At 64.4% G+C, this 25,926-nt stretch carries 24 protein-coding genes; 13 read left to right on the top strand and 11 right to left on the bottom strand.

The window, feature by feature from the left end:
- Positions 1 to 17 precede the first annotated feature (17 nt).
- Positions 18 to 1,157 carry a zinc-binding dehydrogenase gene (locus C8C93_RS08895; RefSeq protein WP_121506619.1) on the top strand — a complete coding sequence of 380 codons (1,140 nt, stop codon included), beginning with the start codon at positions 18 to 20 and terminating at the stop codon, positions 1,155 to 1,157.
- A gap of 259 nt (positions 1,158 to 1,416) precedes the next feature.
- Here the strand turns inward: C8C93_RS08895 and C8C93_RS08890 are convergent, their stop codons facing one another.
- Positions 1,417 to 1,710, bottom strand: coding sequence for a DUF4148 domain-containing protein (locus tag C8C93_RS08890; protein ID WP_121506618.1), 294 nt, complete (start codon positions 1,708 to 1,710; stop codon positions 1,417 to 1,419).
- A gap of 344 nt (positions 1,711 to 2,054) precedes the next feature.
- Positions 2,055 to 3,056: an IS1595-like element ISCsp2 family transposase gene (locus C8C93_RS08885; protein WP_121506617.1), complete on the bottom strand. Its 1,002-nt coding sequence runs from the start codon at positions 3,054 to 3,056 to the stop codon at positions 2,055 to 2,057.
- A gap of 79 nt (positions 3,057 to 3,135) precedes the next feature.
- Between C8C93_RS08885 and C8C93_RS08880 the strand changes: the two genes are divergently transcribed.
- The 4 genes from C8C93_RS08880 (at position 3,136) to C8C93_RS08865 (ending at position 8,489) form a co-directional block, all read left to right on the top strand.
- Positions 3,136 to 3,444, top strand: a complete 309-nt coding sequence (locus tag C8C93_RS08880; RefSeq protein WP_055397526.1) for a hypothetical protein — start codon at positions 3,136 to 3,138, stop codon at positions 3,442 to 3,444.
- A 323-nt stretch (positions 3,445 to 3,767) separates the two neighbouring features.
- Positions 3,768 to 4,856 carry a DUF6817 domain-containing protein gene (locus tag C8C93_RS08875; RefSeq protein ID WP_121506616.1) on the top strand — a complete coding sequence of 363 codons (1,089 nt, stop codon included), beginning with the start codon at positions 3,768 to 3,770 and terminating at the stop codon, positions 4,854 to 4,856.
- A 219-nt stretch (positions 4,857 to 5,075) separates the two neighbouring features.
- Positions 5,076 to 5,879, top strand: a complete 804-nt coding sequence (locus tag C8C93_RS08870; protein WP_233559278.1) for a MetQ/NlpA family ABC transporter substrate-binding protein — start codon at positions 5,076 to 5,078, stop codon at positions 5,877 to 5,879.
- Between the two features lie 300 nt (positions 5,880 to 6,179).
- Positions 6,180 to 8,489 carry a bifunctional diguanylate cyclase/phosphodiesterase gene (locus tag C8C93_RS08865; RefSeq protein WP_121506614.1) on the top strand — a complete coding sequence of 770 codons (2,310 nt, stop codon included), beginning with the start codon at positions 6,180 to 6,182 and terminating at the stop codon, positions 8,487 to 8,489.
- Between the two features lie 356 nt (positions 8,490 to 8,845).
- On the opposite strand, the gene C8C93_RS08860 is transcribed toward C8C93_RS08865, so the two are convergent.
- Entirely contained in the window at positions 8,846 to 9,493 is a 648-nt protein-coding gene (locus tag C8C93_RS08860; RefSeq protein WP_121508712.1) for an FMN-dependent NADH-azoreductase, read from the bottom strand.
- A 154-nt stretch (positions 9,494 to 9,647) separates the two neighbouring features.
- Between C8C93_RS08860 and C8C93_RS08855 the strand changes: the two genes are divergently transcribed.
- Together C8C93_RS08855 and C8C93_RS08850 are read left to right on the top strand one after the other, a co-directional pair.
- Positions 9,648 to 10,595, top strand: coding sequence for a LysR family transcriptional regulator (locus C8C93_RS08855; protein ID WP_055397516.1), 948 nt, complete (start codon positions 9,648 to 9,650; stop codon positions 10,593 to 10,595).
- A gap of 138 nt (positions 10,596 to 10,733) precedes the next feature.
- The gene (locus tag C8C93_RS08850) at positions 10,734 to 11,603 is read left to right on the top strand and encodes an HDOD domain-containing protein (protein ID WP_055397514.1); all 870 of its coding nucleotides are present in this window, start codon (positions 10,734 to 10,736) and stop codon (positions 11,601 to 11,603) included.
- A gap of 59 nt (positions 11,604 to 11,662) precedes the next feature.
- On the opposite strand, the gene C8C93_RS25565 is transcribed toward C8C93_RS08850, so the two are convergent.
- From C8C93_RS25565 to C8C93_RS08825, 5 genes are all read right to left on the bottom strand, one after another.
- Positions 11,663 to 12,829: an ankyrin repeat domain-containing protein gene (locus C8C93_RS25565; RefSeq protein WP_121506613.1), complete on the bottom strand. Its 1,167-nt coding sequence runs from the start codon at positions 12,827 to 12,829 to the stop codon at positions 11,663 to 11,665.
- Complete coding sequence (locus C8C93_RS08840; RefSeq protein ID WP_121506612.1) at positions 12,826 to 13,389, bottom strand: sigma-70 family RNA polymerase sigma factor; 564 nt, start codon at positions 13,387 to 13,389, stop codon at positions 12,826 to 12,828. Before C8C93_RS08840 ends, C8C93_RS25565 begins: the two co-directional genes overlap by 4 nt.
- An 89-nt stretch (positions 13,390 to 13,478) precedes the next feature.
- A complete protein-coding gene (locus C8C93_RS08835) occupies positions 13,479 to 14,246 on the bottom strand; it encodes a hypothetical protein (protein WP_121506611.1) in 768 nt (255 codons plus the stop codon).
- Positions 14,247 to 14,403: 157 nt separating this feature from the next.
- The gene (locus C8C93_RS08830) at positions 14,404 to 15,285 is read right to left on the bottom strand and encodes a hypothetical protein (protein ID WP_121506610.1); all 882 of its coding nucleotides are present in this window, start codon (positions 15,283 to 15,285) and stop codon (positions 14,404 to 14,406) included.
- A gap of 145 nt (positions 15,286 to 15,430) precedes the next feature.
- On the bottom strand, positions 15,431 to 17,083 hold the full coding sequence (locus C8C93_RS08825; RefSeq protein WP_305000489.1) for a methyl-accepting chemotaxis protein: 1,653 nt from the start codon (positions 17,081 to 17,083) through the stop codon (positions 15,431 to 15,433).
- A 272-nt stretch (positions 17,084 to 17,355) separates the two neighbouring features.
- On the opposite strand from C8C93_RS08825, the gene C8C93_RS08820 reads away from it, so the two are divergent.
- The 6 genes from C8C93_RS08820 (at position 17,356) to C8C93_RS08795 (ending at position 22,803) form a co-directional block, all read left to right on the top strand.
- On the top strand, positions 17,356 to 17,940 hold the full coding sequence (locus tag C8C93_RS08820; protein ID WP_121506609.1) for an alpha/beta hydrolase: 585 nt from the start codon (positions 17,356 to 17,358) through the stop codon (positions 17,938 to 17,940).
- Between the two features lie 231 nt (positions 17,941 to 18,171).
- Positions 18,172 to 19,176: a sulfate ABC transporter substrate-binding protein gene (locus tag C8C93_RS08815; RefSeq protein WP_029413810.1), complete on the top strand. Its 1,005-nt coding sequence runs from the start codon at positions 18,172 to 18,174 to the stop codon at positions 19,174 to 19,176.
- 37 nt (positions 19,177 to 19,213) lie between these two features.
- Positions 19,214 to 20,083: a sulfate ABC transporter permease subunit CysT gene (gene cysT / locus C8C93_RS08810; RefSeq protein ID WP_121506608.1), complete on the top strand. Its 870-nt coding sequence runs from the start codon at positions 19,214 to 19,216 to the stop codon at positions 20,081 to 20,083.
- Positions 20,080 to 20,982, top strand: coding sequence for a sulfate ABC transporter permease subunit CysW (cysW, locus tag C8C93_RS08805; RefSeq protein WP_121506607.1), 903 nt, complete (start codon positions 20,080 to 20,082; stop codon positions 20,980 to 20,982). Before cysT ends, cysW begins: the two co-directional genes overlap by 4 nt.
- A gap of 13 nt (positions 20,983 to 20,995) precedes the next feature.
- Complete coding sequence (locus C8C93_RS08800; protein WP_121506606.1) at positions 20,996 to 22,120, top strand: sulfate/molybdate ABC transporter ATP-binding protein; 1,125 nt, start codon at positions 20,996 to 20,998, stop codon at positions 22,118 to 22,120.
- Positions 22,121 to 22,266: 146 nt separating this feature from the next.
- On the top strand, positions 22,267 to 22,803 hold the full coding sequence (locus C8C93_RS08795) for a disulfide bond formation protein B (RefSeq protein WP_121508711.1): 537 nt from the start codon (positions 22,267 to 22,269) through the stop codon (positions 22,801 to 22,803).
- A gap of 133 nt (positions 22,804 to 22,936) precedes the next feature.
- Here the strand turns inward: C8C93_RS08795 and C8C93_RS08790 are convergent, their stop codons facing one another.
- From C8C93_RS08790 to C8C93_RS08780, 3 genes are read right to left on the bottom strand one after another with little or no spacing between them, the layout of a single operon-like run.
- Positions 22,937 to 24,145, bottom strand: a complete 1,209-nt coding sequence (locus C8C93_RS08790) for a GGDEF domain-containing protein (protein ID WP_121506605.1) — start codon at positions 24,143 to 24,145, stop codon at positions 22,937 to 22,939.
- Position 24,146: 1 nt separating this feature from the next.
- Positions 24,147 to 24,809 carry a glutathione S-transferase gene (locus C8C93_RS08785; RefSeq protein WP_233559587.1) on the bottom strand — a complete coding sequence of 221 codons (663 nt, stop codon included), beginning with the start codon at positions 24,807 to 24,809 and terminating at the stop codon, positions 24,147 to 24,149.
- A gap of 47 nt (positions 24,810 to 24,856) precedes the next feature.
- Positions 24,857 to 25,858 carry a rhodanese-related sulfurtransferase gene (locus C8C93_RS08780; protein WP_121506603.1) on the bottom strand — a complete coding sequence of 334 codons (1,002 nt, stop codon included), beginning with the start codon at positions 25,856 to 25,858 and terminating at the stop codon, positions 24,857 to 24,859.
- Positions 25,859 to 25,926 lie beyond the last annotated feature (68 nt).

The raw sequence follows: 25,926 nt of genomic DNA, 5'->3' as shown, positions 1-25,926 counted from the left end.
CCCACTGCGAGTCCTCCATGAACCCATCCATCCCTACCACCGCGCTGCAGCTGCGCTCGCTTGTACAAGCCAATGGCACCTTGCAGATCAGCCTGGAGCCGACACCCGTGCCCACGCCAGGGCCTGACGAAGTGTTGATTCAGGTACAGGCCACGCCCATCAACCCATCGGACATTGGCCTGCTGCTGGGCCCGGCTGATCTGTCCACCGTGCAGGTCGCGGGCACGGCCGAGCGGCCGGTGGCCACGGCCCGCATCCCCGAGCGCGCCATGCCCGGCATGGCGGCACGCCTGGGCCAGAGCATGCCCGTGGGCAACGAGGGCGCAGGTCTGGTGGTGGCTGCGGGTGCATCGCCCGCTGCGCAGGCGCTGCTGGGCCGCACGGTGGCAGTGATTGGTGGCGCCATGTATTCGCAGTACCGCGCCATGCCTGCAGCGCAGTGCCTGCCTCTGCCGCCCGGCACCACGGCGGCTGAGGGCGCGTCGTGTTTTGTCAATCCGCTGACTGCGCTGAGCATGGTCGAAACCATGAAGCGCGAAGGCCACACCGCGCTGGTGCACACCGCTGCGGCCAGCAACCTGGGCCAGATGCTGCTCAAGATTTGCCAGAAGGACGGTGTCGGCCTGGTCAACATCGTGCGCAAGCCCGAGCAGGCGGAACTGTTGCGCGAACTGGGCGCCCAGTACGTGTGCGACAGCAGTGCGCCCGATTTCATGGCCGAGCTGACCGACGCGCTGGCCGCCACGGGCGCCACCATTGCGTTTGATGCCACGGGCGGCGGCACGCTGGCGGGGCAGATCCTGCAGTGCATGGAGGCCGCCATCAACCGCAAGGCCAAGGAATACAGCCGCTACGGCTCGGCCGTGCACAAGCAGGTGTATCTGTACGGCCACCTGGACACGCGCCCGACCGAAGTGCACCGCACCTTTGGCATGGCCTGGGGCATGGGGGGATGGCTGCTGTTCCCGTTTCTGCAGAAGATTGGCGAAGAGGCCACCCAGGCGCTGCGCCAGCGCGTGGCGGCCGAGCTGAAGACCACCTTTGCCAGCCACTACGCGCGCACCGTGTCGCTGGCAGGCGCGCTGAGTGCCGAGTCCATTGCGTTCTACGGCCCGCGCAATACTGGGGCCAAGGTATTGATCGACCCGTCGCTGTAAGCGACGTTGCAGGGGCTCTTGCGGCGCCTTGAGGGACGGTCCATTACGGCAGGCGCCAGGCAAGCTCGGTAAGTGCCATGTAGCCAGCCGGCGCCGCGTGCGCCAACAAAAAGGGCTCCCAAAGGGAGCCCGATCTGCCTGCCCGCCCCTGCGGTTCAGTTAACACTCCCCATGGCAGCGCCACCCGCAAATGCAAAGTGCCACCACCATGGGAAGTCCCGCAACTGCTTCAACCAATCTCAAGCAGTTGGTCTGCCAATTACATGGCGCTGAATTCGCCGTGGGGGATCTGGCCGGTGCGCAGGGCTTCCGCAGCCTGGGCACGCACGGCAGCGCGGTCGGCGGTGGAGGTGTAGGTCACCACACGCGAACCAGCAGGTTCCTGGCTGCGCGTCTGGGCGACGGTTGCGGCTTCAGCGGCCACTTCAGCGCGGGTGCGGTTCGTTTCGAACTTCAGGGCGAATTGCGAGCTGTCGGCTTCGTCAGCATGGGCGCCAAAAGAAGCGAAAGCGGCAACGGCAGCGACGGAGAGGAAACGGGCGGTCTTGTTCATGATGAAAATCCTTGAAGGTTAAAAAGCGTCTCAAAAAAGCCGGGTCAAAAACCATTCCTGAACCGGGTTCGGTGAGTCGCCTTGCGGGTTCGGCTCATCGATGGGATGAACTGTACGCCGATGGTGTTCACGGAAAAACTACCTGGTCGCGAACTAACTGTTCCAGTATTGAGAACAATCCTTCCATCATCCCGCGCTCCCGGGTGATCTTTCAGGGCTCGAATTCTGCTGGAAACAACTGTATATTCATAAGGGGTATCCACTTAGCTCCAGTGGCACCCTGGATGCTGTGTTTTTATAAGGGGTATCTATTTAGCTCCAGCAGCCCCATTGATACTGTGATTTCATCCAGCAATGGTATCCGATTGGCTCTCCCCGGTGTTCTTGCTCACGACATCCCCATACGTCACTGGCGGCGTAACCACCGCTTGCTGCAGCAAGCGGTAAAACAGCATCCCGCGTGAGCTGGATGTGCGACGGTTGAAACGGAACACGAATTCATCGAGATAGGCGTCCAGGTGGTCTGGCTGTACAGAGCCATGATGTGTTCCCAGCACCCAGCGCTGTACCAGTGAGGCGACCCGGTGCACTCCCGCCATGGAGACATGGGCAGGTACGCCTGAGCCGAGCATGACGGTGCGCTGGTGGGTGTAACCCAGTTCTCCCAGAGCGCGGTATGCCGCCGAACCATCCGTGCGTACCTGGGCTCCAGGCTCGACCACCTCCTGCACAAAGGGGATTACGTGGGTGGCGGCGTCTCGGTCAATGCGGCGTAACCGGATGCGCCCAAACCCCTTGGGCTCCACGATCTCCACCGCCATGACCATCAACACTTTGGTGGTGTTGCTCTTGCGCCCTGCAGGGGTGGCGGGATTCTTGCGATCCGTGATGGACAGGTACGTTTCATCCACCTCCACAAGCCCCTTGAGCTTGTCCCGGCCCGGGCGAACCATGGCGCGCCGAAACCGGTGCAGCATGGTCCAGGCCGTCTGGTAACTCCCCAAGCCCAATACGCGCTGCAGCCCCAGGGCACTCACGCCTTGCTTCTGATTGGTCAGGTACCACGCCGCAGCCAGCCATACACGCAGCGGTGTGCGTGTCTTGTCAAAGATGGTCCCAGAGGTCACCGTGCCCTGGTACTGGCATGAGCGGCACATCAGGCGGGTGCGGCTGGCGCGGTACACATCACCTGCGTTGCCGCAACGCGGGCAGACGAAGCCTTGGGGCCAGCGAAGCTTCTCCAGGAACGCCTGGCAAGCCTCTTCGGTGGCAAACCAGTCAAGAAATTCGTTCCAGGTGCGGGGGTAGTCCCGTCCAGGAGTTGGCGTTAGCATCTGGGTTTCCATCCAGCTATTCTCACGTCACTGGAGCTAAATAGATACCCCTTATATTCATACAGTATCAAACCACAGGAGTAGCAGTGCCATGCAAGTCATCGAATCCACTTTCGTCGTCAACCTCCGCGACTATCCCGAGGAGCTTCCGCCCAAAGAGCGCATTGCCGCAGAAACCCGGTACGCCAGGGCCCTGGAAAAGCAGCTTGGCGGCCCTGAACAGGTAGCAGCTGCGCTGGACACCATGCAGAGCCTGGAGGAGTCGCCCCCCGAGGTGGTGTCCCCTGGCGATCTCACTTTGCTCAAGGCCTGGGGCAAGGCCAGCGTGGCAGCCCGGCAGGCCGGGTTCCGGGATTTGGGGGAAGGAGAGGGCGCGTACTTTGAAGTAAGGCTGGTCTGAGAGGCCGAGAGTCCTTCATCCATGCCCGCCTTGCACGCTAATACGCCCCGGCTCGTCGTTACAAATGCTCGCCATAGCCTGAGCTATGGCTGTGCTTTGCGCCTAGATCCGAGGCGTATTTGCGCGCCTTTCGGGCCCGGCTAAAAAACTCTCAGCCTCTGAGCCTGAAAGCCCGCAGCACGCAGTGGGGCTGACCGAGCCGTCGTGCAGGCGCGTGCTGGGTGTGAGGGCCGGGTCACCCCGGTGCTTGCACACCCGCCGTGTGGGCAGATACTGTGTGTACATTGCATTACCTGCACGATCAACGCCGGAGACACAACACCATGACCCTGCCGCTTCACCCCCTGGACCCTGACCTGTTTGCCCGCGCATTGCCGCTGCTGGACGACGAGTGGCTGACCCGCGACCCCGAACTGGCGCCCGTGTTGCCCACGGTGCTCGCGCGCAATGTGGGGCAGGACTGGCACAAGGCGGGCACGTTTCGCCACCACCTGGTGGGCGTGACGCGCACGCTGACGGTGTGGCAGCAGCCGCGCGATGTGCGCCTGCTGGGCCTGCTGCACAGTGTGTATGGCAATGCGTTTGTGGACCTGGTGAAGTTCGACCCCGCCAAGGAGCGCGCCCGTGTGCGCGAGATTGCGGGCGAGTCGGCCGAGCACCTGGTGTATTTGTTCTGTACCCAGTCGCGCACACAGTTTGTGCAAAAGGTGCTGGCCCATGCGCTGGAGGCGGACGGCAGCCTGGTGCTACAAAAAGACGGGAAGGACCACGTGCTTACACCCTACGAGGTGGCGGCTTTCATCATCGTGAGCATGGCCGACACCATCGAGCAGTGGTTCAGCTGGCAGGACGATATCTTCTCGCGCTTTCCGGACGTGCAGCACCGCAGCCAGAAGGTGCACTGGGCCGCATCGCTGTGGCCCGGGCCCATGCGGCCGTCGGGGCGCATGGTGCACCAGATCAATGGCCTGGCCAAGGCGCTGCAGCACCCGGGCCTGAAGGATGTGCTGCCCATGCCGCCGGTGTTTGCGCACTGCTCGCAGTACCTGTCGGCCGCCAACGAGGCGGCGGCCACGTCGCTGTACTGGTCGGTCATCCAGCAAGACCAGCCCCTGGTGGACCTGGACGTGGCCACCGGCGTGCTGGAAAGCGCCGTGCGCCACAACCCTTGGGTGGGCGAGCCGCAGATGGTGCTGGCCCAGCTGTATCTGTCCGCTGGCCGCAAGGACGACGCCAAGGTCGCCGCCGAAAGCGCGCTGCACCTGTTCAGCGCCTGGGGCAATGCGTGGGACAAGCGCGTGCAGTGGGACGCCTGGGTGGCCTGGACGCGCATCCTGCTGCAGGGCGCGACGGTGGAGGGCACCTGGCCCGAGCGGCTGGACAAGCTGAACAACGTGGCGCTCAGAGTGTGACCCCCTGAGGCGCTGCGCGCCTTCCCCCAAAGGGGGACGCCACCAGCGCGGCGGGGCGGCCCTTGCGCGGTGGCGCTGAGGGCGCGTGCGCCTTTTCAAAGTGCAGGGCGCCTGTTTTTTTATATGTGATTGGGTTGTAATGAAATGAAAAATTAGTTGTTCCAGTTTTATAGTGAAAACCCTAGGATGCGAGCCATCTCTCAACGAAAGGTTTTCCCTGTGAACAACAACAAGCGCCTTCTCCTGCAATCCGCCCTGGCTCTGGCCGCTGCTGCCGTTTTCTCGTCCGGCGCCATGGCCCAGGACAAGCCCATCAAGGTGGGCGTGACCGGCGGCCCCCACGCCCAGATCTTCGAGCAGGTGAAGAAGGTTGCCGAGAAGGACGGCCTGAGGATCCAGATCGTCGAGTTCAGCGACTACGTGCAGCCCAACGCCGCGCTGGCTGCGGGCGATCTTGATGCCAACAGCTACCAGCACAAGCCTTACCTCGATGCGCAGGTGGCCGACCGTGGCTACAAGCTGGTGTCGGTGGGCTACACCGTCAACTTCCCCATCGGCCTGTATTCCAAGAAGGTCAAGAAGCTCGAAGACCTGAAGGAAGGCGCCAAGTTCGGCATCCCCAACGACCCCACCAACGGCGGCCGCGTGCTGCTGGTGCTGCAGGACAAGGGCCTGATCAAGCTGCGTGAGGGCGCGGGCCTCAAGGCCACGCCGCTGGACGTGGTGAGCAACCCCAAGAAGCTCAAGTTTGTTGAACTCGACGCGGCCCAGCTGCCGCGCTCGCTGGACGACCTGGACGCCTCGGCCATCAACACCAACTTTGCGCTGTCGGCTGGCCTGAACCCTGGCAAGGACGCCATTGCACAAGAAAACGCCAAGAGCCCCTACGTCAACCTGATCGCCGTGCGCGATGCCGACAAGGACAAGCCCTGGGTGGCCAAGCTGGTGAAGGCCTACCACTCGGAAGAAGTGAAGAAGTTCATCCAGACCGAGTTCAAGGGCTCGGTGCTGCCAGGGTTTTAAGGCTTCACGCTGAGCGCACCCTGTAATGGGTGGGCGCTGCGGTGCCCTGGTTTGACTTTCTCCCGCGAGGGGAGCGGGAGCCCAAAAGCGCTGTCGAAGAACGGCAAATATTCAGATTCCATTGGCATCCAGCGCTTGTCCAGCAGGCGCTGGATGCTATTTTTTGGTAGCTATTGGCCGGCCCAGTGCCCCGGCTGCTTTGAGGGGAAACAGGCGGGCCACGCTTGCGTCCACAATGGGAGGGTTAACGTTCTGTAGCAATTACGCCCAGCACACCCCTTCCACCACGGCCCCCCACCCATGTCCTTCGCGGAACGAATCCTCTCAGCGGTCTGGTTGAGCGCAGCCACGCTGTTGTTCGCCGCGTCGCTGTGGGTGCCGGACGTCAGCGTGCGGGTGTTTCTGGACAACGCCTCGTGGACGCTGGCGTTTGGGCTGTCGGCCTTCTGGGCCTGGCGCGGCTGGGTGCAGGCGCCGCCCACCGACCGCGCGCTGCACGCCGGTCTGCTGGCCTTTGCCCTGCTGGTGGCTGTGGGGCAGATGGTGTGGAACGTGCAGGTGGCGCTGGACTGGAACCCGTTCCCCGCGCCTGCCGACCTGTTCTTTCTGGCCGGGGGCCCGCTGTGGGCGGCCACCGTCATCCGCGCCACGTTTGCCCGCCTCTCGCGTGACCGCGCCTACCCCGCGGCGCTGGACTTTGGCGGTGCCGTGCTGGCGCTGCTGGCCTTCACCCTGGTGATCTATCTGCCCTCGGGCGGGGTGGGGTCGGCGGCGGTGGGTACGGTACTGGTGCTGTACCCGGCAGGGTTCCTCACGGCGGCGGGAGTTACGGCGCTGGCCATTCCTACCGTGGGGGTGCGGGTGGCGCGCTCGCACCTGCTGGTCTTGATGGGCCTGCTGGGCTATGGCCTGAGCTGGATGCAGTGGAACCTGATGGTGATCAGCAGCACGGTGGAGCCGGGTGTCTGGTTCAACGCCAGCTTCAGCCTCTCGGCGCTCGCCCTGGGTTGGGGCGCGCGCTGGCTGCGCTTTGAGATGTCGGTGGATGCCGACTACCGCCGCCAGTGTGACCGGGCCATGAACTATGTGCCGCTGGTGTCGATGACGCTGGCGGCCATCACCCTGGTGCTGCTGTTTGTCGCGCCCGACGGGCGTGCCGGTGTGCAGGCGCTCATCTTGGTGTGCTGCCTGCTGGTGCTGCTGCTGGCCGCACTGCGCCAGACCATTGTGGTCAGCCTGCTCAACCGACTGCGCACGGCCGAGGCCGCCGTGCTGCGCAACGAAGAGCAGCTGTACCGGGTGGCGCACTTTGACGCGCTCACCGGCCTGCCCAACCGCCGCTACTTTGAAGACGCGCTGGAGCGCGCCGTGGCCGAGGCCGCGCGCGACACGCAGGGCACCAACCGCCGTGTGGCGCTGCTGCTGATTGACCTGGACCACTTCAAGAGCGTGAACGAAACCTACGGCCACCGCGTGGGCGATGCGCTGCTGAGTGAGGTGGCCCAGCGCATCACCCAGCTGCTGGCAGGGCAGGGCCTGGTGTCGCGGCTGGCCAATGACCAGTTCACCGTGATGCTGCTGCGCCCCGCCTCGCGCACCGAGCTGGCGCAACTGGCCGCATCGCTGGTTGAAGGGCTGGGGAGACCCTGGGAGCTGTCGGAGGTGGGGGCGCAGTACATGGGTGCCAGCCTAGGCATCAGCCTGTACCCGGACGACTCTGCCAACAGTGTGGAGCTGGTGCGCCACGCGCATTCGGCGCTGCACGCCACCAAAAGCGCAGGGCGCGGCTCGTACCGTTTCTACATCGAGGAGTTCACGCAGATCACGCGCAGTCGGCTGGAGCTGCGCCGCCGCCTGCACAGCGCGCTGCAGGGTGGCGAGTTCACGCTGGTGTACCAGCCCCAGCTCAACCAGCAGCGCCATACGGTGGGCGCCGAGGCGCTGCTGCGCTGGTCGGTAGACGGCAAGGCGGTGCCGCCGGACGAGTTCATTCCGCTGGCCGAGGAGAGTGGGCTCATCGTGCCGATGGGCCTGTGGGTGTTCGACACCGCCTGCCGCCAGGTGGCGCAGTGGCGCGCCGAGGGCTGGCAGGTGCCGGTGGTGTCGGTCAATGTCTCCACCATCCAGCTACGCGAACCAGGGTTCACCAAGACCTTGCTGGGCGTCACCGAGCGCGCGGGGGTGGAGCCTGCGGACCTGGTGCTGGAGATCACCGAGTCGCAGTTGCTGGACGAATCGCTCTACGCCATTGCGCTCGACCTGAAAAACGCGGGTTTTGCGCTGTCGATCGACGACTTTGGCACCGGGCACTCGTCGCTCATCAAGCTCAAGCGCCTGCCAGTGGGTGAGCTGAAGATCGACAAGGTGTTTGTGCGCGACATCGTGGTGGATGTGAACGACCGCGAGATCTGCGCCACCATCAATGCGCTGGCCCGCACGCTGGGCCTTTCGGTGGTGGCAGAAGGGGTGGAGACCGAGGAGCAGCTGCAGCTTTTGATCAAGATGGGCTGCGAGCGTTTTCAGGGCTGGCTGTTTGCCCCGGCGCTGCCGCCGGAGCAACTGGCCCGGCAGTGGCTGCAGCGGCAGTCGACAAGCCGCACAACCGTCTGAATGCGGATTTGCTATTTAATTTATAGCTATTAGCGCTTATCTAATAAGCGCTGGAGCCACTTTTCAGCATAAAAACAAAACCCGGCAGGGAGCCGGGTTTGTCAATGTTGGCGAGGCCTGGTGTCCTGAGTTGGAAGTTCGTTGATGAAATGAATTTCCAACTCAGGACACTAGGGATCCTCTGCACGAATCGAGCGGTAAGTGTGCGCTGCGGATCGGGAGGGGCTGCCAGGCGCAAAACGCGGCAATAGCTGTAGCTATTGCGAGGTTTTGCAACACCGCAGACCACCCGAGTCCGCAGATGCACACGGTGCGGTGATTCGTGCAGAGCGTCCCCAGGGCCCTGCAGTTGCCGTTCAGGCCGCTTGCGCTACGCTAGCCTGGTTGGCTGCGGCGCCGGTGTGGTTGGTGATTTCCACTTCGGCGGAAGCCAGGGCTGCGGCCTTGGCATCAGAGCCCATGGCCACGCCTTCAGCGCGCACAAACCGCACGTCGGTGATGCCGAAGAAGCCGAACACCACCTTCAAGTAGCTTTCCTGGTGCTCCATGGCCTGGCCGCCTTCGCTGGTGGAATACACGCCACCCCGGGTGGAGGCCACGATCACAGTCTTGCCTTTGGCCAGGCCTTCGGGCCCGTTGGCGGTGTACTGGAACGTGCGGCCGGGTTGGGCAAGCCGGTCGATCCAAGCCTTGAGCTGGGTGGGAATGCTGAAGTTGTACAGCGGTGCGCCAATCACCACCACGTCGGCTGCCAGAAACTGGCTGACCAGTTGCTCGGACACCGCGTTCTCGCGCTTTTGCGCTTCGCTCAAGCCTTCGGTCTGGCCAGTGCGCGGAGTCATTGCGTCCATTGTGAAGTGTGCGGGGGTGTTGGCTACCAGATCGAGGTAGGTCACCTCGGTGGCTGGATGGCTGGCTTTGTAGGCGGCCACGATCTGTGCCGTGAGCTGTCGCGAAACGGAGTTGGCACCGGTGATGGCGGAATCGACGTGAAGCAGTTGCATGAAAAACTCCTTGGGGTTCTGTGGATGGAGCCACAGCGTGTGGCCATGGGATGAATTGTGGTTGTTCATCCGTTTGTTGATAAGGTGGTTAATTTGAGATAGATTGTTCCATCCATCGAATGAATCGCGCGTGGCTACAACCCGCACTTCCACCATGCAAGACCTCAATGACATGCTGTATTTCGCCGAAGTGGTGGAGCGCGGTGGCTTTGCCGCTGCGGGCCGCGCCCTCGGCATCCCCAAGTCGCGCCTGTCGCGGCGCGTGTCCGACCTGGAGGCGCAGCTGGGTGTGCGTCTGCTGCAACGCACCACCCGCAAGCTGTCGCTGACCGAAGTGGGCGAGGCCTACTTGCGCCATTGCCAGGCCATGCGCGAGTCGGCCCAGGCTGCGGCCGACACTGTGGCCCAGGTGCAGACCACACCGCGCGGCACCATCCGCGTGAGTTGCCCGGTGACGCTGGCGCAGACCGTGGTGGCCGAGCTGATGCCCCGGTTTCTCGCCCAGTACCCCGAGGTGCGTATCGACATGCTGGTGAGCAACCGTGCGGTGAACCTGGTGGAGGAGGGCATCGACGTGGCGCTGCGCGTGCGCCCCTCGGTGGACGACAGCGGCAGCATGGTCGTCAAGCGGCTGGACCACACCACGCAGATCCTGGTGGCCAGCCCCGAGCTGCTGATCCGCCAGGGCACGCCAAAGACGCTGGACGATCTGGCCAAGCTTGACAGCATTGCCATGTCGGCACCCGAGGGCCGGTCCATCTGGAATCTCATCGGCCCTGGCGGCGTGCACCAGATGGTGCAGCACACGCCGCGCTATGTGGCCGATGACCTGCTCACACTCAAATACGCCGCCGTGGCGGGCACCGGCGTGTGCTGGATGCCCGACTACATGTGCCAGGAAGAAATGCGCGAGCGCAAGCTGGTGCGGGTGCTGCCTGACTGGGCGCCCGCGCCCGCCATCGTGCATGCGGTGTTCCCCTCGCGCCGTGGGCTGTCGCCCGCCGTGCGGCGGTTTCTGGACTACCTGGGCGAGGCCATGCCCGGGCGCAGCAGCCTGAGCACGCGGCAGGCCCTGCAGGGGCTCGACGGCGCGAATATCTGAGTTGCTGAGCGCAAAGACTGCGCTTGTACACGGGTTCAATGGGCGGCACGCTTTTTGGCCCCACAATGCAACGAATTGCAACTGTGCGGGCTGCCCCCGTCCCTGTGTTCAGCACACGCGGCGGCCCGGGGATTTTTTGTGACTGCTCCACACCCCATCGACCAAGACATCCGGCAGGCCCGTGTGCACCCCGCCGTGCGGGCCATCGTGGTTCCGCCGTGCCCCGAATCGTTGCTGCGCCTGCAGCAGATCATGGCCGAGCCCGAGCTGGATTCGGCGGCCCTGGAACAATTGGCGTCCTCCGACGTGGCCCTGGCCGCTGCCGTCATGCGGCTGGCCAACAGCCCGCTGTATGGCCTGGCCCAGCCGGTGCAGACCGTGGGCATGGCGCTCACGGTGTTGGGGCTGCAGCCTGCGGTGCAGTTGCTGTCGGCCTTCATCACGCGCAACGCGCTGCAGGTGCGGTCGCCGCTGCTGGAGCATTTCTGGGAAAGCTCGCAGCGCCGCGCCATCGCCTGCGAACACATCGGCCACCAGCTCTACAGCTTTGACCCGGGCCTGGGCTACAGCTTCGGTCTGTTCTGCCATGTGGGCATGCCGGTGTTGGTGAAGGCGGTGCGCGGCTATGCTGGCACCGTGACCGAGGCCCTGGCGCGCAAGGACCGCACCTTCACCCAGACCGAAAACGCCAGCCACCGCACCGACCACGCCGTGATGGGCGCCATCGTCGCGCGCACCTGGCACCTGCCAGGCGACGTAGCGCAAGCCATCTGGCTGCACCACGACTTTGCCTGCCTCGATGACGAGCGGTTTGACCCTACCGTACGCCACCTGGTGGCCCTGGGCCTGCTGGCCGAGTTTCTGGTCAACCAGCACGACAACCTGCCGCCTACGCGCGAATGGCAGCAGCATGGGCAGGCCTGCATGGACCACCTGCACGTAACGCAGGACGAGCTGGACCACTGGATCGACGCGCTGCACCCGGCGTTTGAGGCGGTGCGGTTCTGATGCCGATGCGCGGCTGATCAATCAGAAGACCGTTCAGGCTGAGTCCATCTCCGCCGCCCTCAGCGCACCGCCTCCAGCAACTCGGCCAGGCGCGTATGCCCCCGCTGCGCAGCCCACTGCGCCGCATTCAGGCCCTCGCGGTCCACCAGCCGGGGGTTGGCGCCCAGGGCCAGGAGCTTCTGGGCGGTGGTGGTGTGGCCGTTCATCGCTGCCAGCATCAAGGCGGTTCTGCCCTCGTTGTCGCGGGCGTCCACAGGCGTGCCCTGGCGGACGAGGCTTTCTATCTGCTGGGGGTTGCCCGCACGGGCAGCGTCCCACACGTTGCCTGGCAACGATGCCCCGAGGCGTTTTTGCATGGAGGCAGTGGCTGCTCCGTTGCTGTCGCGGGCCACAGAGTCGGCCAGCGGGCTGCGGGCGGCCGGGGCTGCAGCAGCGGCCGCTGCCTGGGGCTCGGGCGCGGCTGGTGGTGGGGGCTGTTTTGTGGGAGCTGTTGCCGCGTGCTCGCGCCTCTCGGCGTTGGGGGCGGCGACCGGGGAGGGCGATGCGGGGAACCCAGACATGGCTCCGGCTGCGCGGGGGGCGTGCAGGGTTTCAGTTTCTGCGGCTGCTGTGGAGGCAGACGCGGGGGCGGGGGCCACAGCCGTGGCAGGTGCTGGAGTCGGTGCCGGGGTTGGTGCTGGCGCGGTCTTGGCTAAGGGCTGCGCGGGGGGCGGTGCGTGCGCAGGCGAAGGTGCCGTGGTGGACTTGGGGGCCACGGCCCCGGTGGCCGGGCTGGTGGTGTTGCGGGCGCGCTCCTGCTCATGTGCGCTGTCGGGGGGGGCTGGCAATGTGGCCGACGGAGGCGGGGAGAGGGCCTCTGGTAGGGGCTTGGGTGCGGGGGCGGCCGAGGGCGCGGGGGCTGGGGCGGTTTGGGCTGCAGGTGCGGGCACCTCGGCCCGGCGGTGGCTGAATGCGGTGTCCCGCTCCTCGGGCGTGCCGCGTTCGAACTGCAGCATCAGCAAACCGGTCAGGCCCACCACGGCCACGGTGGCCAGGGCCGAGATCTTCCAGCGTGCCTGGTTGGCGGCGGGGGCTTCAGGCGTTGGAGCGGGGCCTGCAGTGTGGGCGGCCGCCACCATCTGTGCATGCGCGCGCACGGCCTCGCGCACATGCGCGCCGGGGCGGGCGCCTTCCTGCGCGCTGGCTTCGTGGTAGCGCCGGACCAGCTCGTCGTCCTGCAGGTTCATACAAACTCCTTGAGGTGCTGGCGCAGGCTGGCCCGCGCGTAGCGCAGGCGGCTCTTGGCGGTTTCGAAATTCACGCCGGTGGCCTCGGCAATCTCCTGCACGCCCAGGTCGCCTTCGGCCTGCAGCAGGAAGGCCTCGCGCTGCTCCAGCGGCAACTGTTCCACCGCCGCAATCAGCGCGGCCGCTTGTTCGCGCGACTGTAGTTGCCGCACGGGCCCAAAGCCCGAGTCGGCCACCAGTGTGTCGGCCAGCCTGCGCGCATCGTCGTCGCTCGCATCCAGGCTGGTGTGGTGCCTGGCGGTGCGCAGGTGGTCCACCAGCCGGTGGTGCGCCAGGGTGAACAGCCAGGTGCGGAACTTGGCTTTCACCTCGTAGCGGGCAGCATTGCGCGCCACGGCAAACCACACGTCCTGCAGCAGGTCATCGGCCACGGCCTGCACCTTGACGCTGCGAAACACAAACCGCCACACCGCCAGTTCGTGCCGCCCATACAGTACATCGAACGCGCCCAGGTCTCCTGCGGCGTAGCGCAACATCAGCGCTTCGTCGGAGTCCTCCATGGTGGCGGGGAATGGGGTGGATGGCACCCGCGCATTATGGGAGGGACTCATGCGCTCGCGGGCAGATCCGCTGGGGTTGCATTCAGGGCCTACCTCGGGTCTGGTACGTAAGACAGGTTGTCCGATTGCGGCACGGTTTGCGGTACCGGCGGGTGCGCACGCCGCTTTCGGATCACGCCTTTTGCAATCAGGTTTTTGCGGCTGTCGTAACGGATGCTGATGACCTCTTCGAGGAGGTGCGACACAACCGGGGTCTGGCGCTGCCCGTGCGGGGCTTCCTCGCTCAGACGGTCTTCGTTGCTAACTTTGTTGCGGCGTTGGCCGGACGGTTCAGGCCTCACCTGTGCAACGGGGTCGATGATCCGCTGGCGGAACAATGCAATCTGGATCAGGCCCACCTTGGTTGAGCGCGCAGTGAGGTCAGCGTGGGAGTTTGCAACGTTTGCGAACTCGAAGTAAGGCAACGTGCCGCTGGATTTGTACCAGCCGGCAATTCGATCGCGCGCATGGGGCAAGAACACATAGCCGCTCCGTCTCCACCCGTCGTTCTGACCGGTGAACTCATCGGTCTGACCGGTGAGTGCGTCGACGCCATCCACCATTAGCACGACATTCACCCTATCGCCGCTGCGATTGTGCAATGTGACCGCATACTGGGCCCCAGGTCGGCCAGCGACCCAGTATTGGCCCTTGGCGTAGTACATCGGCAGCCTGGCGCCTGTATTGGGGTTGACGATAGTGACTTGGGCCAGGCGGCCGATGGCCTGGGCGTGCAAGCTGGTCAGCGCGAGCAGTACGGCCAGCGCGGTGACGGTGGTATGGACGAGGGCAGGGAGTGTGGGGGAACCGGTTTTCATAGCGGCCCTTTGACGATGTTATTGGTGCTGAGTGAAACGAGGGGAATGACTGGGTCGGATCAGGGGCAGTCGGCCGCCGCGCACTGTGCGAGGCGCCCGTTCACCTGCGCGCGGGACGGCTGCGCATGGCCGGTCCGCTATCCCGGGCCCAGTCAAGTCAATTCGGGTCCGGCACATAGGACAGGTTGTCCGACTGCGGGAATGCCCGGGGCACCGGCATGCGCGCCGGCCGTTCGCGGATGATGCCGCTGGCCACCAGGTTCTCGCGGCTGTCGTAGCGGATGCTGATGATTTCATTGGGCTGCTCCTGCAGGCGCGTGAAGCTGGTGTGGGTGACGACCGATGTCTCGCGCTGGCCGTGCGCCGTGCCCAGCTTGGCCGACGGCATGGGGGCGGCCTTGGCCACACTGTCGGCAGATTGCGAGCGGGCAGAGGATTCGGCCGATGGCTCAGGGGCCGCCGGTGCAGCGGCAGCGGGTGACGCGGGTTCCTCCCGCAGGCGCCCGAGGCCGTGGTCGTTGTCACGGCGCTGGCTGTAGGGCTCGGGGGTGATGGCGGGGGCAGGCTGGGGCACCGGCGGCTGTTCGCGGAACAGTGCCACGCCAATCACGCCCACATGCGCCGGGCGGCCCGTGCGGGCGGCATACGAGTTGGCGATGTGGGAAAACTCGAAGGCCGCCACCTGGCTGTCGCTCTTGCGCCAGCCGGTGATCTGGTAACGCTCATAAGGAGAGAACACATAGCCGCGCTGGTCCCAGGCCGCAGTCTCGCCGCTGAGTACATTCACGCCGTCCACCGAAGGCACGGCCAGCACCCGCTCTCCCAGCCGGTTGCGCACCGTGATGGCATACCGCGCCCCGGGCCGCCCTGCCACCCAGTATTCGCCCCGGGCGTAGTGCACCGGCAGCGTGGCGCCGGTGTCACGGTCCACGATGGTGACATCAGCCAGGCGGCCAATGGCCCGGGCAGGAAGGTGGGCCAGGCCCAGCAATGCCGTCAGGGCGGCGAGGGCGGGCAGGGTGAGCGAACGGGGTTTCATGGCAGCTCCATCAAAAAAATGTGGTGGTGCTGTATGAAACGAACGGGGTGGGTCAATGGGGTTGAGAGGTGCCGAAAAAAATCAAAAATAGTTTTCAGCACCGCATCGCACCCAAGCTTGCGGGCCTACCGTTCGCACTGCGGTCTCAGTGAGCGAGTCGTCGCACGCTGGTGGTGGGCAGGGCATTGCCCCGGTGACTCGCTGTGGCGCGTGTGCCCATGCCTGCTGCAGCGCTGCCGCTGACCTGGAACACGGCCACCAGCTCTGCCAGGCGCTGGGCCTGCTGGCGCAGGTTCTCTGCGGCAGCGGTGCTTTCACCCACCAGCGCGCCGTTTTGCTGCGTCATCTGGTCCAGCTGGGTCACGGCCACGTTGACCTGCGAGATGCCGTCGCTCTGCTCGGCAGCGGCGGTGCTGATCTCGCCGATGATGCCGTTCACGCGCTGCACGCCTTGCACGATCTCGTTCATGGTGTCACCCGCGTTGGCCACGAGCTGGGTGCCCGAGTCCACTTTTTCGACGCTGGACTGGATCAGCGCCTTGATCTCCTTGGCGGCCTCGGCGCTGCGTTGCGCCAGGCTGCGCACCTCGGTGGCCACCACCGCAAAGCCGCGCCCCTGTTCACCTGCGCGCGCTGCTTCCACGGCAGCGTTCAGCGCCAGGATGTTGGTCTGGAACGCAATGCCGTCGATCACGCCGATGATGTCGGCGATCTTCTGGCTGCTGTGGTGGATGTCCTGCATGGTGCTCACCACCTGCTGCATCACCTCGCCGCCCTTGGTGGCGGTGCTGGCGGCGGTGGTGGCCAGTTGGTTGGCCTGGCGGGCCGAGTCGGCGCTCTGGCGCACGGTGGCGGTCAGCTCTTCCATACTGGCGGCGGTTTGCTCCAGGCTGCTGGCGGCTTGTTCGGTGCGGTGGCCCAGGTTCTGGTTGCCACTGCTGATGTCATCGCTGGTGGTGCGCAGCTGCGCAATGTTGTCGCGCACGGCCGAGACCAGTTCATGAAAGCGCTGTTGCATGTCGCGCACGGCCACCATCACGCTGCCGGTGTCGCCCGCCTTGACCTGCACGTGCGCCGTCAGATTGCCTTGCTGGATGGCCTGCACCACGGCGCGCACTTCGCTGGGCTCTGCCCCCAGCTCGCGGCCAATGCTGCGCGATACCAGCACTGTCACCGCCACGCTGATCAGCACGGCCAGCAGGGTGATGGACAGCATCACGCCGGTGAACTGGCTGGCGTCCTGGTTGGCCGTCTGGCTGTTCTTGATGATGCGGCCTTCCTCGTAGTCGATGAGCTTGTTGGCTGCGGCCAGCCATTGCTCGTACTGCGGTTTGGCCTCGGCCCAGAGCAGAGCTTCGGCGCCCGCGCGGTCGCCAGCCTGCATCAGTGCAACCACCTTGCTGGTGGTGGCCACCGTGCGTGCTTCGATGTCCTTGAGCGCTTGCACCATGGGGCCCACTTCGGGTGGGACCTCTTTTGCGGTTTTGAGCACGTTGTCGAGTTGCGTGGCGGACTGGGCATAAAAGTCGGCCAGCCGCGCGATGGATTCAATCTCTTTTTTGCGCGCCTCGTCGTTGGGCGCCAGCACCACATCCCGCACCGCGATGGAGCGGTCGTGGGCCGAACCCCGGAAATTGATGGCAGCGCGCTGGATGACAGCGTTTTGCGTGGCATTGGCGGTCAATGCGCCATCGATGCCCCGTGCAATGAGCACGCTGTAGACCGACATGCCGAGCAAAGCCACGATGACCAGGCCGAAGCCCGCCATCAGGCGCTGGCTGATTTTCCATGTGTGCATTGAAGGTGCCTCTTGAAGATGTCTTGGGGCGACGTTGCCCATACAAACCGCCAGGCGTCCCCGTTGGAGGGGCAGACCACGACAAGGTGTTTGCATTTAGTTACATTGTACTGATTGGTTGAAAATTAAACCGTTTGGTTTAATTTATCTACTCGATAGTCAATGCTTGTTTGTCTGGGCAGGAGTTGAGGCTTTTTTAGATGTTTTGGCGATTAAATAACAAGAATTAAGTCGTTTGGGTTTTAAGGTGCGGCTCGCAGAATGCAAGTGCTGTGACCCCTACCATCTCCATCATCATCGTCCCCGGCTGGCGCGACTCTGGCCCCGGACACTGGCAAAGCCTGTGGGCCGAGCGCCTGCCCAATGCGCGCCGCGTGGTGCAGGACGACTGGATCACGCCCACCCGGACGGCCTGGGTGGGGCAACTGGAAAAGACCGTTTTGGCCGCGCCGAACCCCGTGGTGATCGTGGCGCACAGCCTGGGCTGCATCGCTACCTCTCATATGGGCCCCGAGGCAGCGGCCCGCGTGTGTGGCGCGCTGCTGGTGGCCCCTGCAGACCCGGAGCGCCGCGCCATCCTGAGCGACTTTGCGCCCGTGCCCTACGCCGCGCTGCCCTACCGCAGCATTGTGGTGGCCAGCAGCAACGACCCTTTTTGCCCCATCCGCCTGGCGGGCGCCTATGCCAGGGCCTGGGGCAGCGAGTTCGTGCGCATGCAAAACGCCGGGCACATCAACATCGACTCGGGCCATGGCGAATGGCCCCTGGGCTGGGCATTGCTGCAATCGCTGGAAGGCGACCACGCCGTGCCGCAGCAGCCTGCCGCCCCAACACACGTATCGTCTGCAGCGGCCTGATTACTATAATTTTGATAGCTATTAGCGCTTGATATTAAAGCGCTAGCGGCTTGTTTGGCTTGAAGCGCCGCGTACGGGGTGGCTACCCGGGCAGGCATGCAATCGACCTGCGGCGGTCGATGAAAAATCCATATACCAATATACGATTAATTAACAAGAATATATTCTTTTGAGTTTTAAGGGCGCCTCCGCACAATGCGCCATCTCCAGTATTTTTTGGGCGACACCACCATGACTTCTTTGAAACTCAAGACCCTTCTTGCCTCCCTGGCCCTGGCCGCCAGCGGCATGGCTGCCGCACAGAATTCCCTGTTGAACGTGTCGTATGACGTGGCCCGCGAGTTCTACAAGGACTACAACGCCGCCTTTGCCGCGCACTACAAGAAGACCACTGGCCAGGACGTGAAGATCGACCAGTCGCACGCCGGCTCCAGCGCCCAGGCGCGTGCCGTGAACGACGGCCTGGCCGCCGACGTGGTGACCATGAACACCACCACCGACGTGCAGTTCCTGGCCGACAGCGGCGTGGTGGCCAAGGACTGGGCCAAGAAGTTTCCGCACGATGCATCGCCCACCACCTCGACCATGCTGTTCCTGGTGCGCAACGGCAACCCCAAAGGCATCAAGGACTGGGAAGACCTCATCAAGCCCGGCGTGCAGGTGATCGTGGTGAACCCCAAGACCGGCGGCAACGGCCGTTATGCCTATCTGGCTGCCTGGGGCGCCGTGCGTGAAAAGGGTGGCACCGAGGCGCAGGCCGCCGAGTTTGTGGGCAAGCTCTACAAGAACGTGCCCATCCTGGCCAAGGGTGGACGTGACGCCACGGCCACCTTCCTGCAACGCAACCAGGGCGATGTGCTGATCACGTTCGAATCCGAGGTGGTCTCCATCGACCGCGAATTCGGCGCCGGCAAGGTCGATGCGATCTACCCGTCGGTGAGCGTGGTGGCCGAGAACCCCGTGGCCGTGGTGGAGCGCACCGTGGCCAAGAAAGGCACCGCCCAGCTGGCCAAGGCCTACCTGGACTACCTGTACTCTGACGAAGCGCAGGAGATCGCGGCCAAGCATGCGATTCGTCCCCGCTCGGAAACCGTGCTCAAGAAGTACGCCGACACGTTCAAGCCGCTCAAGCAGTTCACGGTGGCCAAGTATTTCGGCTCGCTGACCGAAGCGCAGAAGGTGCACTTCAATGATGGCGGCCAGTTCGACAAGCTGTACACGCCAGGCGCCAAGTAAACAGGCTCAGCGCTTCTCCCGACTCACCACTGCATCTATGACCACTGCGACCGCTGTGGCCGCAGCCCCGGCCGGACGGCGCGCGCCCAAGCCCGTGCTGCCTGGTTTCGGGCTGTCACTGGGCTACACCCTTTTCTACTTGAGCATCATCGTGCTGATCCCGTTGTCGGCACTGATCTTCAAGACCTTCACTCTGACCTGGGAGCAGTTCTGGGCAGCCATCAGCGCACCGCGTGTGATGGCGTCGTACCGGCTGACCTTTGGCGCATCGTTCCTCGCGGCGCTGGTCAATCTAGTGTTTGGCCTGCTGATCGCGTGGGTGCTGGTGCGCTACAAGTTCCCGGGCAAGAAGATCGTCGATGCGCTGGTGGACCTTCCGTTTGCGCTGCCCACCGCCGTGGCGGGCATCTCGCTCACGGCCTTGCTGGCCGGCAATGGCTGGGTCGGCAGCATTCTGGAGCCCATGGGCATCCAGCTCGCGTTCAAGCCTGCGGGCATCGTGATTGCGCTGATCTTCATCGGGCTGCCGTTTGTGGTGCGTACCGTGCAGCCCGTGCTGGAAGACGCCGAGAAGGAGCTGGAAGAAGCCGCCACCTGCCTGGGCGCGACGCGCCTGCAGACCTTCACCAAGGTCATCCTGCCCTCCATCACGCCCGCACTGCTCACCGGCTTTGCCATGGCGTTTGCGCGGGCGGTGGGTGAATACGGCTCGGTCATCTTCATCGCGGGCAACATGCCCATGGTGTCCGAGATCACGCCCCTCATCATCATCGGCAAGCTGGAGCAATACGACTACGCAGGCGCCACGGCCGTGGCCGTAGTGATGCTGGTCATCTCCTTCATCCTGCTGCTCATCATCAACGCGCTGCAAGCCTGGCAGCGGCGCCACGCGGGGGCTCCAGCATGAGCGGCAACAACTCCCGAACCATTCGCCGCGCACAAGCCGGCACGACCGAAGCGCCCTGGGTGCGCTACACGCTCATCACGCTGGCGCTGGCCTTCATGCTGCTGTTCCTGGTGTTGCCACTGGCCGCCGTGTTTGCCGAGGCGCTGCGCAAGGGCTTTGGCGCTTACCTGGAAGGCCTGCGCGAACCCGACGCCTGGTCGGCCATCAAGCTCACGCTCATCACCGCGCTGATTGCGGTGCCGCTGAACCTCGTGTTTGGCGTGGCAGCGGCCTGGTGCATTGCCAAGTACGAGTTCAAGGGCAAGGCCTTTTTGACCACGCTGGTGGACCTGCCGTTCTCGGTGTCGCCCGTGGTGGCGGGCCTGATCTATGTGCTGATGTTTGGCGCGCAGGGCTGGTTTGGCCCGTGGTTGCAGGCGCACGACATCAAGATCATCTTTGCCGTGCCGGGCATCGTGCTGGCCACCGTGTTTGTGACCTTTCCGTTCATCGCCCGCGAGCTGATCCCGCTGATGCAGGCGCAGGGTAACGACGAGGAGCAGGCCGCCATCGTGCTGGGCGCGAGCGGCTGGCAGACCTTCTGGTATGTGACGCTGCCCAACATCAAGTGGGGCCTGCTGTACGGCGTGATCTTGTGCAATGCACGGGCCATGGGAGAGTTTGGCGCGGTGTCGGTGGTGTCGGGCCACATCCGGGGTCAGACCAACACCATCCCGCTGCACGTCGAGATTCTCTACAACGAGTACCAGTCGGTGGCCGCATTCGCTGCCGCTTCGCTGCTGGCTTTGCTGGCGCTGGTCACCCTGGTCATCAAGACGATTGCCGAACATCGCAACGAGCAGGCTTTGAAGGCCGCCGCCGAATTGCCGCCCGAGCGCCCCGCGCCCGCTGGCGTGTGAAGGAAAACAGAACATGAGCATTGAAATCCGTAACGTCAGCAAGCAGTTCGGCGACTTCCAGGCGCTGCGCGATGTGAGCCTGGACATCCAGTCCGGCGAACTCATTGCGCTGCTCGGCCCCTCGGGCTGCGGCAAGACCACGCTGTTGCGCATCATTGCCGGGCTGGAGACGGCCGATGTGGGCACCATCCATTTCAGCGGCGAAGACACCACCGACGTGCATGTGCGCGAGCGCAACGTGGGCTTCGTGTTCCAGCACTACGCGCTGTTCCGCCACATGACGGTGTTCGAGAACGTGGCCTTTGGCCTGCGCGTGAAGCCCCGCAGCGAGCGCCCGAGCGAGGCGCAGATCAAGAAAAAGGTCATGGACCTGCTCAAGTTGGTGCAACTGGACTGGCTGGCCGAGCGCTACCCCTCGCAGCTGTCCGGCGGCCAGCGCCAGCGCATTGCCCTGGCTCGCGCCCTGGCGGTGGAACCCAAGGTGCTGCTGCTGGACGAACCCTTTGGCGCGCTCGATGCCAAGGTGCGCAAGGAACTGCGCCGCTGGCTGCGACGCCTGCACGACGAGTTGCATGTGACCAGCATCTTCGTGACCCACGACCAGGAAGAAGCCCTGGAAGTGGCCGACCGCGTGGTGGTGATCAACCAGGGCCGCATTGAGCAAAGTGGCTCGCCCCAGCAGGTGTGGGACCAACCCGCCAGCCCGTTTGTCTACGGCTTTCTGGGCGACGTGAATCTGTTCCACGGCCGCGCCCATGAAGGCCTGGTGCACCTGGACGGCATGCAGCTCGACTCGCCCGAGCACCAGGCCGCCCAGAACGCCAAGGCCTTTGCCTACGTGCGTCCGCACGACCTGGACGTAGAGCGCTACTCCCCCGGCGCGGGCCTGGACGCCGAAGGCCGCCCCCGGGGCATCGTGGCCCAGCTCAGCCGCGCCATTGTGGTGGGGCCGATTGCGCGGCTGGAACTTATTCCGACCGACGATCACAAACCAGCGGACAATGCGTCCCCAGAATCCTTGATCGAAGCGCAGATCCCTGCGCAACAGTTCAAGGAAATGGGTTTCAGAGAGGGCGAAACGCTGGTGGTGACACCGCGCCGCGCCCGCGTGTTCTTGGATCACGCCGCTGGAATCTGACTCCCCCTGAGCCGCTGCGCGTCTTCCCCCTGAGGGGGCGCACCCGGTGGACTGGCGGAGCCAGATCCACGGGTGTACTGGCATGGGCCGCGCCCGTTTCGGAGGCGGCACCGTTTGCAATGGCTATTGGATGAGGGATAAGAATGATGGTGTTGAACTCGATCGATCAGGCCCCGCGCCGCGTGCTGGCACTGATCAGCGTGGCTTGTGTGGCGATGCTGGCTTTTGGCATGTACCTGCAGCATGTGGTGGGCCTGGAGCCTTGTCCCATGTGCATCGTGCAGCGCTATGCTCTCATTGGTGTAGCAATCTTCACAGGTCTGGCAAGCGCTAGGGGCTCAAAAGGCTGGTGGATGGGCTGGGGCGCGCTGGCCCTGATCGCATCCGGCTTCGGCGCCTTCGTGGCGGCCCGCCAGAGCTGGCTGCAGTGGTACCCACCCGAAGTCGCCACCTGCGGCCGCGACTTCTACGGCATGATCGAAAACTATCCCATCAGCCGCGCCATCCCCATGATCTTCCGGGGCTCCGGTGACTGCGCTGCGATTGACTGGACCTTCCTGGGCGGCTCGATAGCCAACTGGTCGTTTGTGTGTTTTGTGGGGTTTGCGGTGGTGCTGCTGGCGCTGTTGGTGCGCGGGTTCACCAGCGGCAATCGTCGGGGTTCCGGTTACTCGATGGCTTGATGCGCCGGGGTCGGCTCGCTTGTCGTAGCCCGTAACTTGCATCAGAAAAAAAGGCGCTCCTTGTGAGCGCCATTTTTTTTGCGTTGGCATGGCAGGTCTTCACGCTGAGAATCCAGGTTTCGGGAGCATTCGATCAGGTGGTCGCAGAGGCGCCAGCGCCTGGCAATGGTGCGATATCAGCGAATGCATGGGCCTTCTCGATCCGGTTGCGCCCAGCTGCCTTGCCCTGGTAAAGCGCGACATCGGCAGCCCGCAGGGCCTTCTCCAGTGCGTGGCCGCTGGCGAACCGGGGTGACACACCAATGGTGACGGTGCAATGCAGCGGTTCATCATGGCCGCTCACGTGAATGGCCTGATCTTCGACCGCTGCGCGCAGTCGTTCTGCCAACTGCACGACGCCGACATCATCGCTGTCGAGGCAGACAGCCACAAACTCTTCTCCTCCTATGCGGCCCCTCAGGTCGCCTCGGCGCACGGTGGTGCGCAGCACATCTGCAACATGGCGCAGCACGGTGTCACCAGCCTGGTGTCCGTAGGTGTCGTTGATGCGTTTGAAGTGGTCGACGTCCAGCAGCAGCAAGTAAGCGGGCGCGGCGTTGTGGAGGTTGAAGTGTTGCTCCAGCGCTTCTGAAAGCCCCCGGCGATTGAGCAGTTGCGTCATCGGATCGCGCGCCGCCATCTGGCTCAGATCATCGGTCAGGCGCCGGAACACCAGCCAAATCATGAAGGGTGGCACCACCGTCGCCAGGGACGACATATAGATGTAGAACACCATCTGAAAGCTGCTGTCCATGTGCAGCACTTCCAGCCCGCCCTGGAGTAGCCTTATGAACTTGATTGCGTTCAGAATGCAGATGCCACTGATCAGGAGCGCGAAAAATGCCATTTCGCGGTACAGGTGCTTGGCGAATGTGCGAACACCATAGAGTGCCGCGAGCGTCATGACCAGGAACAGCAGCGCAGACATCCCGGACAGCATGGCGTAGCGGGCGACCGGCCCCAAGCTCCACTGAATCAGTGCCTGTGCGGTGGAGTAGGCGAGTACAAATGCCGCCAGCGGCCGCCACAGCGGCGCGGGAAATCCAAAGAACCGCATGACCCCGAGGCCATAGGTGATCGGGGCCGCCAGGGTGAGGGTGTGGTTGACCACGCTCATCATGCTCCAGGCCGGGCCGCCTTCCACCAACTGCAGCACATAGGCAAGCCCCAGCAGCAAGTTGCCCATGGCAAAAAAATCCATGCCCATCTTCTTGCCCTGCAAGCGCTTGCTGATGAGCAAAAACATCACCGCGAAGCACAGCAGGTGAGCACACAGCATGCCGACGAGAACAGACCCCACCATGTCAGCGTCCTTCGGAGTCTGGCCGTGCGGTGGCGGCCCCAGGCGCGAGCCTCTTTGCCGGACGCGCAAACAGCACACCCTCTGTCCCATCCACCCATGCGGGTAGCTTGTGCATCACGCTGGCCAAAAGATCGCTGGCCTGCCACTGCGCCAGCCAGGCTTGCAGGCGGGGCCAGGGCTGTGCGGCCCACCAATCGGCATCAATGCCTGCAAACTGCCGTACAAAAGGCGCAATCGCCATATCGGCCAGGGCGGCATGGGTGCCGAACAGGTAGGGCTGATCTGGCCGGAGACGCGCCTCCAGCCCCCCCAGCCAGGCGACGGCGCGGGCGCGTTCTGCATTCGTGTCGGCATCGGGGTAGCGGCTGGGATATTTGCACCGGTCCAGCGCCTGCTTGAATGGGCCATCGCATTCGGCAATCAGCGCCAGCATGTCCTGCAGATTGCCGTGGCTGGGGATGAGCCAGCCCTCGGGGTCGTGCTGCGCCAGCGCCCACAGCATGATCTCCAGGCTCTGCTCCAGCACCTGGCCACTCGGCAGCACCAGCACGGGCACAGTGCCCTTGGGGGAGGCGTGCAGCAGGCCCTGTGGCTTGTTGCGCAACACCACCTCGCGCAGTTCGCAGGCCTGGCCACTGACAGCCAGCGCCAGCCGGGCGCGCATGGCGTAGGGGCAGCGGCGAAAGGAATAGAGGACGGGCAGGGCAGCGCTCACGCGGAGTCGTCCTCGCGATCATTTTTGTCGTCGCTGGAGCTGAATCGCGCTCGGGTGCCCGGTTGCCGCGCGCCGATATGCGCTTGCCCGCGCTGATCCGCCAGGTCCATCTGGCGTTGCCGTTCTGCCAGCGCGCGTTCCTGCTCGGGTGTGCGCGTGCCGTGGCAATACGGGCAGCTCACGCCGCGCACGTAATGCGGCGACTGCAGCTCGGCCTCGCCCAATGGCATGCGGCAAGAGCGGCACAGTTGGTGGTGCCCCGGAGCCAGGCCGTGGCCCACCGACACACGTTCGTCAAACACGAAGCAGTCGCCATGCCACAGGCTGTCTTCTTCGGGCACGGTTTCCAGGTATTTGAGGACGCCGCCTTCCAGGTGGTACACCTCGTCAAAGCCCTGCGATTTGAGGTAGGCGGTGGATTTCTCGCACCGTATGCCGCCCGTGCAGAACATGGCCACGCGCGGGTTACCCGCCAGCACGCCGCCGGGCTGCGACTGCTGCGCCACCCAGGCCGGGAACTCGGCAAAGCTCTTGGTGTGGGGGTTGATGGCGCGTTCAAACGTGCCGATACCCACTTCGTAGTCGTTGCGCGTGTCCACCACCACCACGCTGGGGTCGTCGATGAGTGCGTTCCAGTTCTCGGGCTTCACATAGGTGCCCGCGTTGCGAGCCGGGTTCAGGTCGGGCACGCCCAGGGTCACGATCTCGCGCTTGAGACGCACGCGCATGCGGTAGAACGGTTGGCGGTCGGTGGGCGCCTCTTTGTGCTGCAGGTTCGCAAAGCGGGCATCGCTGCGCAGCCAGTTGAGCACCGCCAGCACATCGGCGGGTGCGCCCGCAATGGTGCCGTTGATGCCCTCGGGCGCCAGCAGCAGCATGCCGCGCACGCCGCGCTCGTCGCACAGGGTCTGCAGGGGCGCGCGCAGTGTGGCGCAGTCGGGCAGATCGACAAACTGGTAAAGCGCAACAGTGAGAAAGCGGGGTGTGACCGAGTCCACGAAATGGGGGAGAGAGCGGAAAAGAAGGGGTGATGATAGCGGTCACTTTTCGTTACGATGCAGGCGTC

Source organism: Acidovorax sp. 93, assembly GCF_003633835.1.
GTDB lineage: Bacteria > Pseudomonadota > Gammaproteobacteria > Burkholderiales > Burkholderiaceae_C > Acidovorax > Acidovorax facilis.
The sequence above is the reverse complement of the archived record's forward strand: the minus strand, read 5'-3'. Positions and strand labels throughout refer to the sequence as shown.

What these genes read in the sequence shown, in the direction of transcription:
- C8C93_RS08895 (WP_121506619.1), top strand. Translation starts at nt 18, where the DNA reads ATGAACCCATCCATCCCTACCACCGCGCTGCAGCTGCGCTCGCTTGTA.
- C8C93_RS08890 (WP_121506618.1), bottom strand. Translation starts at nt 1,710, where the DNA reads ATGAACAAGACCGCCCGTTTCCTCTCCGTCGCTGCCGTTGCCGCTTTC.
- C8C93_RS08885 (WP_121506617.1), bottom strand. Translation starts at nt 3,056, where the DNA reads ATGGAAACCCAGATGCTAACGCCAACTCCTGGACGGGACTACCCCCGC.
- C8C93_RS08880 (WP_055397526.1), top strand. Translation starts at nt 3,136, where the DNA reads ATGCAAGTCATCGAATCCACTTTCGTCGTCAACCTCCGCGACTATCCC.
- C8C93_RS08875 (WP_121506616.1), top strand. Translation starts at nt 3,768, where the DNA reads ATGACCCTGCCGCTTCACCCCCTGGACCCTGACCTGTTTGCCCGCGCA.
- C8C93_RS08865 (WP_121506614.1), top strand. Translation starts at nt 6,180, where the DNA reads ATGTCCTTCGCGGAACGAATCCTCTCAGCGGTCTGGTTGAGCGCAGCC.
- C8C93_RS08860 (WP_121508712.1), bottom strand. Translation starts at nt 9,493, where the DNA reads ATGCAACTGCTTCACGTCGATTCCGCCATCACCGGTGCCAACTCCGTT.
- C8C93_RS08855 (WP_055397516.1), top strand. Translation starts at nt 9,648, where the DNA reads ATGCAAGACCTCAATGACATGCTGTATTTCGCCGAAGTGGTGGAGCGC.
- C8C93_RS25565 (WP_121506613.1), bottom strand. Translation starts at nt 12,829, where the DNA reads ATGAACCTGCAGGACGACGAGCTGGTCCGGCGCTACCACGAAGCCAGC.
- C8C93_RS08840 (WP_121506612.1), bottom strand. Translation starts at nt 13,389, where the DNA reads ATGGAGGACTCCGACGAAGCGCTGATGTTGCGCTACGCCGCAGGAGAC.
- C8C93_RS08835 (WP_121506611.1), bottom strand. Translation starts at nt 14,246, where the DNA reads ATGAAAACCGGTTCCCCCACACTCCCTGCCCTCGTCCATACCACCGTC.
- C8C93_RS08830 (WP_121506610.1), bottom strand. Translation starts at nt 15,285, where the DNA reads ATGAAACCCCGTTCGCTCACCCTGCCCGCCCTCGCCGCCCTGACGGCA.
- C8C93_RS08825 (WP_305000489.1), bottom strand. Translation starts at nt 17,083, where the DNA reads ATGCACACATGGAAAATCAGCCAGCGCCTGATGGCGGGCTTCGGCCTG.
- C8C93_RS08815 (WP_029413810.1), top strand. Translation starts at nt 18,172, where the DNA reads ATGACTTCTTTGAAACTCAAGACCCTTCTTGCCTCCCTGGCCCTGGCC.
- cysT (WP_121506608.1), top strand. Translation starts at nt 19,214, where the DNA reads ATGACCACTGCGACCGCTGTGGCCGCAGCCCCGGCCGGACGGCGCGCG.
- cysW (WP_121506607.1), top strand. Translation starts at nt 20,080, where the DNA reads ATGAGCGGCAACAACTCCCGAACCATTCGCCGCGCACAAGCCGGCACG.
- C8C93_RS08800 (WP_121506606.1), top strand. Translation starts at nt 20,996, where the DNA reads ATGAGCATTGAAATCCGTAACGTCAGCAAGCAGTTCGGCGACTTCCAG.
- C8C93_RS08795 (WP_121508711.1), top strand. Translation starts at nt 22,267, where the DNA reads ATGGTGTTGAACTCGATCGATCAGGCCCCGCGCCGCGTGCTGGCACTG.
- C8C93_RS08790 (WP_121506605.1), bottom strand. Translation starts at nt 24,145, where the DNA reads ATGGTGGGGTCTGTTCTCGTCGGCATGCTGTGTGCTCACCTGCTGTGC.
- C8C93_RS08785 (WP_233559587.1), bottom strand. Translation starts at nt 24,809, where the DNA reads ATGCGCGCCCGGCTGGCGCTGGCTGTCAGTGGCCAGGCCTGCGAACTG.